A 12,131-nucleotide genomic window follows, 5' to 3' on the forward strand; every position below is an offset into this window, starting at 1 on the left:
TAGCAAATCAAAAAATCAAGAAGGAATTCCACTTCTAATTCAGAAGAATAGTATAAATATGAAGCAATTATTTTCCAATCTCCTCTTTAAAGTTTTTATCGCAATTGTATTAGGTGTTCTTTTTGGACTCTATTTACCAGAATCCATCAATAGAATTTTTGCAACCTTCAATGCGTTTTTTGGGCAATTTCTGAATTTTGCCATTCCCCTAATTATTCTGGGTTTAATTATGCCTGCCATCTCTGATTTAGGTAAGGGAGCAGGCAAATTATTGCTGATTACGGCAGCTATTGCTTATGGATCCACGCTGTTCTCCGGTTTTATGAGCTATTTCACGTCATCAACCATATTCCCATCTCTTCTTGCTTCTCACGTAAACGAAGCCACAGAAATCACTGAAGGCGGAAATGATTTAGTGCCTTACTTCAGCATTACTATTCCCGCAGTGATTGATGTAATGTCCGCTTTGGTGTTGGCATTTGTTATTGGATTAGGGCTTTCGTATCAGGAGAATTCTACCTTGAAAAAAGTGGTGAAGGATTTTGAAACCATCATCATGCAGGTAATTGAGAATGTGATCATTCCTCTATTGCCTATTTTTATTATGGGAATATTCGCCAATATGGCATTTAGCGGCCAAGTGTACTCTATACTTTCAGTATTCTTGAATATCATCGGAGTAATCTTCGCCATGCATATTTTCTTACTGATCCTTCAATATGTGATTACAGGCGCTATTGTCAAAAAAAATCCATTTCGACTTTTGGCTAATATGATGCCTGCGTATTTCACAGCTTTGGGAACACAATCTTCGGCCGCAACTATTCCAGTTACGTTAGAGCAAGCTGAGAAAAATGGAGTTTCACCAAAGATAGCTGGGTTTGTCATTCCTCTTTGTGCGACAATTCACTTATCAGGAAGTATCATGAAAATCACTGCATGTGCCATGGCATTGATGATTTTGGAAGGTATTCCTTTTGATTTTGGGATGTTTGCCGGTTTTATTTTTATGTTGGGAATAGCCATGGTAGCAGCGCCGGGCGTGCCGGGTGGAGCAATTATGGCAGCGATTGGAGTGCTGCAGTCCATGCTGGGATTCAGTGAGGAAATGGTCGGACTAATGATCGCACTTTACATCGCAATGGATAGTTTTGGTACCGCGTGCAATGTGACAGGAGATGGTGCAATCGCTTTAGTGGTAGATAAAATCACAGAAGATAACCAGCAACCTTAAAATAAAAATTAGTTAAAGGCTACTCATTTGGGGGCGTGGTTTCCACAACTTCCTGATTTGTTAATTGCGTGATATCTCTCTCCAGGTATCGAAAATTCATCACCTCCCTTTTAATGGCAATATTTCTCCGCTATGTCATCTTGATAAAATAGTTGGACTTGGACTTGTACTCATATTGCGGATTGGTGGAAATATTTCACCTTCTTTTCATTAAACCTTAGAAATCATGAGTACTTCCAAATCAATGACCACTTATTCCCAAGTGCTGAACATACTTCCAGAAAGAGGATACGGAAATGAACTGAATATCAAACGGGCCGGCGCAAGCTTTGACGGATCTGAAAAGCTGTTCCAACCGGAGCAACTTAAGATTATTAAAGTCTATAGATTTGAAGGCGAATCAGATCCGTCCGATATGGCCGTCATTTATCTTTTACATAGTGATACAGATGAAAAAGGCTTTCTGCTAAATGCCTATGGTACTTATTCAGATGAGGATAATCAATATTACGATGAGTTTATTAAACGGGTGCCGATAGATGAAATGGAAGGTTTTGAGTTGCATTAAGTTGAAATGTAGATTCTAGATTTTGTAAAACTTATAATTAGGTTAAATTCCTAGTTAGAAAATGTAGCCAAAAAGGAAGAAGTATCTCATCACTTTTGAACTCAAACTTGAATATACAGACATTCCGCTTCCTGATTCCGCTCTTAATTCGAGTGAATAATTGTTATATTTTAGTCCTGTACCGAGAATAAGCCCATTTTCATATTTGGCTACTCGGTCCAGCATTTGCCCTTCCTCTACTTTGTCATCAAAGTAAAAAGTTGATTCTACCTTTTTGTAATTTGTTGAACGTAAAGTAATTCCATTTGACATACCACCATTTATAAACATAAATGTAGAGCCAATAGGATATTTAAAACGGATTAAGCTATTGAGTTTTAGGTATGAGTTTGCTATTTGAGTTGCTGTGGAAGAGTAAACATTTTCATTCTCATATTCATCATATATGCCTTCAAAATTGTATGAAGTAAACATGAGCTCATTGTTAATGGACCATTTACCATGATTTCTAGGGAATATCAAATCCAGAAAAACCCCAACTGTAGGGTTTACTGATTGTCCATAATCCACATTGACTAGATAGGGGAAATTAATACTTTCAAAATTTAGTGTTGAAAGGGTAGCCCCAGCAAGAACTCCAAATTCAGTTGATAATTTTATCTCTTCCTTTTGAAAAGTGATATTGGATTCTGAGCATTCATTGTAGAATTTGAAAAGCTTGTAAAGACTGCCAAGATCGTATGAAACATTTTTAAGTTTGCCTTCAATATCAGTGCAATCATTGAGGTAGAGCATTAGTTGTCCGATGAACCTATTATTTTCAATAACTACATTTTTTCCATTCTGTATTTTTAAGTGCTTTTTATAAAGCAGCAATTCAAAATTTCCATTTTGTTTGATGTAAAAATTATCCCTTCTTTCTTGATTTCTATAAAAATACAGTTCCTTTTTTCCTTTAAATAGCGTTTGCAAAAATGTGGTATCTAATTTTGTATTTGGCCTGTTGTCAAATTCTAGATCAGCAGCATCAAGTGGAGACACTTCAATAGATATTATGGCACTTACATAAATCTCATCATTAACCCTGAATTCCAGAATTTCTGTCGGAGAATATAAAAGAGGTTTTTCATCAATAGATGTTTTGAATTTAATGAAGTCGGGGTTTTTATCCCAGTTTCTATAATCAACAAATCCGTTAATTGTATCTTTATTTATCTTTACGATCTGCCCAGCTATATAATTCTCTTGAGAATAAGATGAGAAATAAAGTAAGGACGCAATAGTCAGTAGCCCGACTTTTTTAAGTGTAGTTAAATTAGGCATAAAATCTATTATGTGAAGTATTTTCGTTGTGGGGATAAATCGAGCTTCTAGTGGAAAGCTATTAATTTTATTTAACGGAACCTGTGCATTATTTTTTATCTGAAGAGCTTATAGCGAAGTGACTAATTCCTTCATTTTAGCTCAATGACAAGTTTTTTTTTCTCTAATTTTTAGTAATCAGTATTAAAAAATTATTCTTTTAGTACTTCCATTTTCTAAGTTTTTATTAAAGAATGTTATGAAGCAAAATCCCTATTCTTAAATGAATATTTCTGTATAAACATTTATCTAGGTGCTTATTTTTTAGAATAAGTCTCGCGTGGTTTTATTTTAAGCGCCTATTGTGACTCGAAAATGATGTAGCTAATCAAAAGGATTGTCCCAATATATTTTTATTTGCCTATGTTATTAATCCCCACAGGATATCAATTGAGGCAATTTTGCCTCAATTGATATCCAAAAGAGTATTTTTTGAGCCCATTATGGCCCTATTAACTTTGCTCGGCGGTGGAATGATTATTGGGCAAGTGTGATAAAATAGATCATAAAACCATGCTAATAATAAACAACCAACCAACAGGTATTCTTCCGATGTTTTATTTAGGAAAGAAAAATGATAGCGTAGACAAGGGAACAACCCGTAAAACTCCCGGTGATTCAGACGGAGCTAGGCCTCCTCGGAAAGAAGAATTTAATGAAATTGAAAGGGAGAATGACAGGAAGAATGATCCTCAGGAAGAAACTGTAGATAATGAAGAGCGCGACAAAAATAAAAGATAATTTATTGTCACATGAAGAGGTGGAAATGCGTTGCTATTGATTGATAATCAATTGCTTTTATCATTGGAGTCAGGAAGATTCTTGCTATTTTCTTCTATAATAGATTCCAGCTTTTCACCTCTTTCTGTATCTCCTGCCCATTCATATAGTTTAGCAGCTTTTTCACCTGCTTTTTCAACAAACCCAGATTTGTCCATTTTTACCAACCAGCCAATAAATTTTCTCATAAACTTCAGATACGGAGCCATGAGCAAGGCTGTGAGGGCAATTAGTAGCCAACCTATCGGTATAAAAGGTATTGCTAGGCATACCAGCCCGGCAATGAATATAAAAAACGAGATAGTAGGTATGATGAATTTTCTCACTCAGCGAATATAATAGTTTTAAAAGATAAAGAAATTAGTAGTAGTGAGTTGAAAACTACAATTCTATCTTTCAATGTACATCACAGCGGAATCCTCTACGTATTTGGCTGGGTTAAAGCTTGAATAGAATTTATTACGCAAATTGTTAAGAGGACTATTCATTGCTAAGATCTTGGTTGTAAACTCTGCAGGAAATTTTCCAGGGTCTGAGTAGTTTTTTAAAAGCGATTCATATTGGTCGATATTTGCCAGCATTCTGGTAGTAAGCTGTCCAAATCTCAGTCTCAGAGACTGAACTTTATACATATAGGTTTCCACCTGACCAAGCCATTTGCCTTTAGTTTCCGGCGATCGGTCTAGTGTGGCTAATTTATCGGAAATGGATTTTCTGCATTCATTCTTAAATTGCTCCCGTTCTGAGTCTAGCGTCGCTCGGAGATATCTGCTTTCGTAGCGTGACTTATCTATGGCAAAGTAGTTCATCTGTTCATCCAGTAACTGGGTGTTTTCTTTTTGCAGTTGTTCCAGTTCTTGATTGATCAATTTCCATTCGTGGTCAATGATGGATTTCTGCTGTTCGAACTGGCTGGAAATAGTCAGAATCTTTAGCATTTCCGGAGTTTTGTCGTAGAGGTCTTTTTCTTTTTTGCCCAGTGTCCCCATCAAACCAGTTACTCCCGACACAGCACTATTCACCAACGTCCCATAAAGTGGCACTACGGAGGAAGTCGATGAAATTAAGGAAAGGGAGTTTTGAAGCAAAGCAGTCATAGCATCTGATTTACCTTCCTTGTCATACCATTTGTCAAATTCACTTTTCCAGCTTGTAAATGATTTGTACTGCTGGATTTTGCCGATACTCCCTAGCTGATCAAAAAATGTCTGGGAAGTTAGGAACAATTCAAGTGGCTGGATATCCCGTTGTATACTGAGTAGTTCAGTGAAAGCAAGTTGACCATTGAGGTTAATCTTGGTTTTTGGAGCTTCTTCCAGAATTTTCAGCCGGTTATCCAATGCAAACTGAAGTTTTTCCAAGTCATCGATTTTTTCCTTTTCCGATGCTGTTTTATATTCAGTTGCTGCAAGCTTCTCCGTAAGCTGATTGACCACCTCCTCGTTGTTTTTAAGTTTTTGATTTAGTTCTTTGAGCTGGTTATCGCGGTCGTTTTTAATTTGTTCGGTGATTTCCGTCTGTGCAATCACCAAACCTGAGATAGAGAGGAAAAGAAAGAGTAGTAAGTATAATTTTGAGTTCATCGAATAAATGTAGAAGTGAAGCATATTGAGTATGAAATGCAGATTTGCTCATACAACTTTAAGGATGACTTTTTCGCTGTATTAGACTTCCTAATCGAGTCATTAAAAGTGGGTTAAATAGGTCAAATCCCAAATATTCTGAGCTATTTTTTTTGTTAGCCATTCTACATTGAGGTAGGATCCAGAGAATGTGTTTGATTAATCAAGCGGATAGATTCACATTATCTCCAATCATTCTGCACAAATGGTGATTTCCGTGAAATAAAGATCTACTTTTGCGCCCGCAAAGAAAATACGATGGAAGATATAGCTTGGTGTAATTGCCCCGCTTTCTGATCATTTTCATAGCATAGAATTCCTACTTAAAGTTCGGGAAGACCTATAAAAATCAAAACTTAGATACATGAAACGCATCAAGGAATACAAGAAACTTTTTGGAGTGGAAAATGAAATCGATTTGTCGGTTTTGAAAAAGACTTATAGAAATCTGGTGAAGGAATGGCATCCTGACAAATTTCAGTATGGAGATGCTATGAAAATAGAAGCGGAAGTTCAAAGCCGAAAGGTGATTGATGGATATCATTTTTTGGTAAGCATAGCTCCGGAAACCCATGCTGCAAATTTGGAGGCATACACAGAGACGATAAATGTAGGAGGCATCGCTGATTACCATCATAAAGGAATGGTGCTGGAAATCACGTTTGTGGACGGATCGACTTATGAATACTTTGGTGTGACTCCCACAGTCTTTCAAAAAATGATAAACAGTGACAAGATAAACCGCTTTGCCAAAAGAGCTATCTATCCGAACTATGTCTATAGAAAGACCAAGAAAAGTGTAGATCAGGAATAAAGCCTTCTAAGTTTTGTGCAGCTTTTGTCTATTGCTAAAAGCACGTAGACGGTATATTCTCCAACAACTCTTAAATATTATTGGCGTTGGATTTAAATTAATTTAGCCAAGGCTATAAGTATTCCGACCAAGCCGCCCACCACAGCTCCGTTTAAGCGGATATATTGAAGATCATTACCAACTTTCTCCTCTATTTGGGTGACTAGTTCCTCGTTGTCAAGCTTGGTGAGACTGCTGCGTACCATATTACCTATCTCTCCATGATATTGGGTAATTAGGTGGGATACGGTTTCCTTAATCCAGCGATTGATTTTTCCCTGAACTTCAGGGTCGTTTTCCAATTCTTGAATCATCTTGTTCAAATTGGAAATGACAAACTGCATAAGTGGAGTTTTGTCATTTTCGAGTTGCTCCCGAATAGTTTTCCTGAAACCTGTCAAAAGATTTTGAATGATTTTCTCCGCGTCAGAATGCTGTGTAAATCCCAAGATGAAATTATCAATCATTTTTTTACTTTCTACATCGCCTGAAGAGAGTTTTCCCGCAAAATCCAGCATCCACTGATCAAATTTTTCCCGGATTGGATGGTTTGGATTTGCTTTAGCCTCAGCTAGAAATTCCTCTGCATTCCTAAGCAGATCTTCGGCAAGGACTTTTAGATCAATTCCTCCTAAAGATTTTGCCAGAGACATAGTAATCCCTTTTACAAGGCTTTTTTTTGCGTATTCAGCAGCGGCAAATTCCAGTTTTTCTAGTAAAAGTGTCCGGATGTCCGGACTGTATATGGAATTGGAACTAGCCTCGATCATCAGTTCCCAAAGCTGATGATGGTCACCACTTTTAATTGACTTCTCCAACCATTCCCCAAGTGTCGAAGCCAAATCCAGTTGCTTGATTTGGCCGTTGAGCATGGCTTTAAGAGAGGCAGCCATACCAGGGTTGTCCAATTCATCTGCTAGCTTCAGTACGATTTTCTTGACCACGTCAATAGTTTTCTGCTGATTGCTTGGGGTTTTCAAGTATGACAAAATAGCCTTGGTGGGATCCATTTCGCTCATTTTCTCAGAAATCACCTCAGGGGAAAGCCACTTATTGGTGACTAAATCCACTATTCCTTCGGTCAACTTATCTCTGTTTTTCGCAATGATGTCAGTGTGTTTTCTGAAATAGGGAATTGGGATTTCCCGGAAAAGAGCACTTACTGCAAACCAATCCGCAAAGCCTCCGACAGCAGCAGCTTCAAATCCTGCAAGAACTACCTTCCAAGCCTGATGCGTAAGAAAACCCATACGCAACATCACTTCGAAAAATACCAAGCCAATAATGGCAATGGCTAATGAAATTGTTCCAATTCTTTTTTTCATCTGATTGAAGAATTATAAAGACTAAAAGATTTGAAGGCGTCAATAATATAATCTGAGCTAAATTAATTTATCTGTATGCGCCATTTTACGAGCAAGGAAATTAATACATCATAAGCTCAACTCAAGAGTTAGGCCATTTGCCGTTTTCCTTATGTTGTCTCTTCTTTAATTCCTCAAAGCAATTACAGCATATCGAATCATTTCATATAATCCTATTAACTTTTATAGACACAATATTCAGAATGACTAAAAACAAAGAGTATTATACTTTTTAACCAAAGAATTAAAATAGAGATTCAATAAGTTGAAATTATCGATTCCTATCAAATGCTTATTCGGCATGTTGTCCTAAAATATTACTGCCAATCACGAATTGTAAAATTGCCTCGGCAATTTTTAATATGTTCAATATAAATACCATATAAGTATCCGACATCTTTAAAACCGACCTTATGAGATCAAAACGTACCACATTATTATTCACATTGCTGCTCTGGAGCTGCATCCTGTGGGCACAGGAAAAGAAGCCCATACAATTAAGCGATCTGGAGAAAATTGTAACAGTATCCGACCCAGAGATTTTGCCAGATGGAAAGCATGTACTTTTTGTTAAAAATTTCATCGAATCAAAAAAGAATGATGAATATGATTACAAAAGCCAGTTGATCATGATGAACATTGAAAATCCAGAAGAATTCAAGGTATTAAACAGTCCATCTTATGATCTCTCGAATTATAGCCTATCCCCTGATGGAACGAAACTGGCATTTACCAAGACATGGGAAGGAAAATCTCAGATTTGGATTTTGCCTATGAATGGGGGTGAAGCTCAAGTGCTAACTTCTGAGAAAAATGGAGCTTCTGGACCTATTTGGTCTCCTGACGGGAAAAAGATTTTATTTTCTGTATCAGTGCCTATGTGGGCTATTGAGGGCGATCCAGTCTGGCCAAATCCACGTCCAGGTCGCACATACGGAGACGAACCAAACTATGCAGCTATCAAGGAAGGTCTTGCCAAAGAGGAATCCAAGCCAAACATGGATGGGGATGTGAGTGAGTTGAGGGCTTGGCTGGCTAAAAATGCTTCGAAAAATGATCCTCGCGTTATAGATAGAATGAACTTCCTAGGTGAGCGGGGATTATCGACAGATATCAATTTCAGGCATTTGGGAGTAATCGACTTGGCTGATAAAAAATCTGAAGTCTTAACTTCCGGTTACCAAAATTTCGGATCGGCTGTATGGTCACCTGATGGCTCATATATTCTAGCCAGCAGTGTGGAAAGTGAGCAACATCCCGATGAAATAGAAGACTCCAGCCTCTACAAAATCAGTCTTGGGGACAAATCCGTATCTGTCTTTTTGCAAAAGGAGAATTACCGGTTCTATGGAGCGGAATTTTCTCCGGATGGAAATCTCATTATGGTTTCAGGGCAGCAAACAGAAGATAGATCGTTTAACCAAAGTCTGATTGGCACCATGAAACCTGATGGATCTGGACTGAAATGGTTTACTGAAGAACTTGATAGAAGAGTCGGAGGAGCAAAATGGAGTGATGACAGCAAGGAAATATTCTTTTCAGGAGCTAATAAAGGCGGACTGACTCTTTACAAAGCAAATGCGGCCAGTGGTAAAATTACCGAAGTAATATCAGGTCCGGTAGGAATTAATAGCTTTGATCTTCATGGTGATCAATTGGTGTATGCCAAGGCTGAAGTTGCCAATCCAAGCGAACTTTACTTTTCATCAATAAATGGTAAAAATGAAAAAGTGCTCACGGGTTACAATACGGCTTGGCTTACCGATCGCTGGGTTTCAATGCCTGAAGGTCATCATTTTGAGCAAGACGGATTTGGGGTAGATTATTGGGTAATGCCTCCTTATGGGTTAAAAGAAGGGGTTAAATATCCTACTTTGTTGGAAATGCATGGCGGACCTACAGCGATGTGGGGACCGGGAGAATCAAGTATGTGGCACGAATTTCAGGTACTGGCAGGAAGAGGATATGGGATAGTCTATGCCAATCCAAGAGGAAGTGGAGGCTATGGAAAAGATTTTCAAAAAGGTAATTATCAGGATTGGGGAGATGGTCCAGCCAAGGATGTTTTGACAGCATTGGATAAAGCCGGTGAGGAATACGAATGGATAGATGAAGATCAGCTGGTTTTGACTGGCGGATCTTATGCAGGATATTTAGCTGCATGGATAGTTGGTCATGATCACCGGTTTAAAGCAGCTTTGGCACAGAGAGGAGTTTATGAATTGACATTCTTTATGGGAGAGGGAAATGCTTGGAGATTGGTGCCAAATTACTTTGGATATCCTTGGGAAGAAGGAGTGAAAGAGATTCTAGAATACAACAGTCCCCAAACTTATGTACAGAACATACAGACTCCTCTGATGATCTTCCATGGAGATAATGACTTGCGAACAGGAGTGAGACAGTCGGAATTGCTATACAAAAGCCTCAAGATCATGGGTAAACCAATAGAATACATTCGCTATCCAAATGAGGGCCATGAGCTATCCCGATCTGGTGCTGTGCACAGGAGACTTGACAGGATAGGCCGTATTGTTGAATTTTTCGAGCGCTATGTGACCCATCCTAATTGATACTCAACACATCGTATTGATTTTCTAAAACGTGAAACCCCTCCAGTTTGAATAATTGGAGGGGTTTATTTTTAATCAAAAGTACCACTTCGGAATATCTACATATCTGTATATCTTAGGATTAAAAAAAGTCTGCTATGCTTACCCGTGAAGAAATCGAATTTTTAGAAGATCAGGGCTACCTGGATTTAGGTCAGCTATTGACCCCCGATGAAGTCAAACAAGTCAATGATAGAATATTGGAACTGATGGAATCCGAAGGTGAACATGCAGGAGCAGAACTCGCAGAATCTAAGTACATCCGACATCCCAAAGAAGAAGGCGCTGACCGATTGGCTGACTTGGTGAACAAGGGGCCAGTGTTTGATATTTTTTATACGCATCCTCGAGTGCTTGCAGGAATAGAAGTAGTTTTAGGAAATGCATATAAACTTTCTTCTCTAAATTATCGAGCGGCGAAGCCACAACAAGGACTTCAGAAACTGCATGTGGATTGGAAAAACACTGTGGTGAATAACGCTTTTCAAGTATGCAATAGCATTTGGCTGTTAGACGATTTCACAGCCCATAATGGCTCGACCCGGATTGTGCCCAAATCGCACAAGTTTAGCTCACTGCCGGATGAAGTGATGACAGATACCTTTGCCAAGCACCCGGATGAAATCAGGATTATTGCTCCGGCAGGTTCTGTCTTTATCTTTAACTCGCACGTTTGGCATGGAGGCACTACCAATCAAACGGAGGGAGTGAGAAGGAGCATTCACAGTTATTTTTGCACCAGACAGCAACCTCAGCAGATTGATCAAAAGAAATATATCAAATCGGAGACATTACAACGGATAGGTGAAAAAGGTAAATGGATTCTGGATGTCTAGTAAGTAGTGTTAAAAGATCAATCTCAATTCGATTCACAACAGAGAACTTTTATTCACTTGCCAAATATTTCAATCAGCTTTGCATGACGGTGATCAAAGATTTCATTCAATTTTTTTTCAATGATAAGTTTGTTGGTGAAACTCCCAAGAATGCCAAAAGGTGGCTGGTAAGTCACGATATCTTCCATCTCTGTTCCTTCGGGAGTTGTCCTTAAAAAGTGCTGATGATGCCAAAGTTTATAGGGCCCCACTCGCTGTTCATCCACAAAGTATTCATTGAGTTTAACATGCGTGATTTCGGTAATCCAAGTGGTCTTAATTCCTAGAAGCGGCGACACTTTGTACTTGATAATCATACCTTGATACATCCGGTCTGATAGATTCTTTGATGTAATGTCAAAACCCATATATTCAGGAGTTATCTTCTTCAGATTCCTAGGATCAGAAATAAAGTCCCACAGCGTTTCTATTGGTTGCTGAAAAGTTTGGATTCTTGCAAGTTGATAAACTCCCATTTTGACAATTTACTTAGTATATGATTTTGGTAATGTTTAACCATAAAAAATGGGAAATGTTTATATAGATACTTGAAGACATTCTGCTAATTACTAATCCACGGGTGGAGGCAATTAGGCAGTTTGTGTGTTGCCAAAATATAGACCTAAGTGTAATGGAGTGCCGGAACAAATAGGCGCTAACAATGAAATCTGTTATTGGCGCTTGTTTTATTTGAACGTGATCGGCTGGTGAAGCTGGTGTTATTTAATATGAATACTATCCAAGTGCAAATTCTTTTCAAGAGTGACATTAAGTATAAAAAGTAGAATAAGTAAACCATTTTGATTATCTAATTTTAATGTCACACTATCCATTTTTATCAGTAGAACAAAATTTCATTTT

11 protein-coding genes are annotated in these 12,131 nt (G+C 38.1%); 6 read left to right on the top strand and 5 right to left on the bottom strand.

From position 1 onward, the window contains the following. Positions 1 to 58 precede the first annotated feature (58 nt). Positions 59 to 1,234, top strand: coding sequence for a dicarboxylate/amino acid:cation symporter (locus tag AACZ73_RS08335; protein WP_339877088.1), 1,176 nt, complete (start codon positions 59 to 61; stop codon positions 1,232 to 1,234). Positions 1,235 to 1,460: 226 nt separating this feature from the next. Beyond that, positions 1,461 to 1,802, top strand: a complete 342-nt coding sequence (locus tag AACZ73_RS08340) for a phosphoribosylpyrophosphate synthetase (protein ID WP_339877089.1) — start codon at positions 1,461 to 1,463, stop codon at positions 1,800 to 1,802. Between the two features lie 54 nt (positions 1,803 to 1,856). Here the strand turns inward: AACZ73_RS08340 and AACZ73_RS08345 are convergent, their stop codons facing one another. Then, the gene (locus AACZ73_RS08345) at positions 1,857 to 3,125 is read right to left on the bottom strand and encodes a hypothetical protein (protein ID WP_339877091.1); all 1,269 of its coding nucleotides are present in this window, start codon (positions 3,123 to 3,125) and stop codon (positions 1,857 to 1,859) included. A 552-nt stretch (positions 3,126 to 3,677) separates the two neighbouring features. Here AACZ73_RS08345 and AACZ73_RS08350 point away from each other — a divergent pair. Next, positions 3,678 to 3,905 carry a hypothetical protein gene (locus AACZ73_RS08350; RefSeq protein WP_339877093.1) on the top strand — a complete coding sequence of 76 codons (228 nt, stop codon included), beginning with the start codon at positions 3,678 to 3,680 and terminating at the stop codon, positions 3,903 to 3,905. A 47-nt stretch (positions 3,906 to 3,952) separates the two neighbouring features. Here AACZ73_RS08350 and AACZ73_RS08355 read toward each other — a convergent pair whose 3' ends face one another. Both AACZ73_RS08355 and AACZ73_RS08360 read right to left on the bottom strand, forming a co-directional pair. After that, positions 3,953 to 4,132: a hypothetical protein gene (locus AACZ73_RS08355; protein ID WP_339877094.1), complete on the bottom strand. Its 180-nt coding sequence runs from the start codon at positions 4,130 to 4,132 to the stop codon at positions 3,953 to 3,955. Between the two features lie 201 nt (positions 4,133 to 4,333). Beyond that, the gene (locus AACZ73_RS08360) at positions 4,334 to 5,527 is read right to left on the bottom strand and encodes a hypothetical protein (protein WP_339877096.1); all 1,194 of its coding nucleotides are present in this window, start codon (positions 5,525 to 5,527) and stop codon (positions 4,334 to 4,336) included. Positions 5,528 to 5,930: 403 nt separating this feature from the next. Here AACZ73_RS08360 and AACZ73_RS08365 point away from each other — a divergent pair, with 403 nt between their 5' ends. Beyond that, a complete protein-coding gene (locus AACZ73_RS08365; RefSeq protein ID WP_339877097.1) occupies positions 5,931 to 6,380 on the top strand; it encodes a KTSC domain-containing protein in 450 nt (149 codons plus the stop codon). Between the two features lie 92 nt (positions 6,381 to 6,472). Here the strand turns inward: AACZ73_RS08365 and AACZ73_RS08370 are convergent, their stop codons facing one another. Next, on the bottom strand, positions 6,473 to 7,744 hold the full coding sequence (locus tag AACZ73_RS08370) for a DUF445 domain-containing protein (RefSeq protein WP_339877099.1): 1,272 nt from the start codon (positions 7,742 to 7,744) through the stop codon (positions 6,473 to 6,475). Between the two features lie 452 nt (positions 7,745 to 8,196). On the opposite strand from AACZ73_RS08370, the gene AACZ73_RS08375 reads away from it, so the two are divergent. Beyond that, a complete protein-coding gene (locus tag AACZ73_RS08375) occupies positions 8,197 to 10,356 on the top strand; it encodes a S9 family peptidase (RefSeq protein ID WP_339877101.1) in 2,160 nt (719 codons plus the stop codon). A 137-nt stretch (positions 10,357 to 10,493) separates the two neighbouring features. Continuing rightward, positions 10,494 to 11,231 carry a phytanoyl-CoA dioxygenase family protein gene (locus tag AACZ73_RS08380; protein WP_339877102.1) on the top strand — a complete coding sequence of 246 codons (738 nt, stop codon included), beginning with the start codon at positions 10,494 to 10,496 and terminating at the stop codon, positions 11,229 to 11,231. Positions 11,232 to 11,284: 53 nt separating this feature from the next. Here the strand turns inward: AACZ73_RS08380 and AACZ73_RS08385 are convergent, their stop codons facing one another. Then, entirely contained in the window at positions 11,285 to 11,746 is a 462-nt protein-coding gene (locus AACZ73_RS08385) for an SRPBCC family protein (protein WP_339877104.1), read from the bottom strand. Positions 11,747 to 12,131 lie beyond the last annotated feature (385 nt).

The sequence above is a fragment of the uncultured Algoriphagus sp. genome (assembly GCF_963974835.1).
Lineage (GTDB): Bacteria > Bacteroidota > Bacteroidia > Cytophagales > Cyclobacteriaceae > Algoriphagus.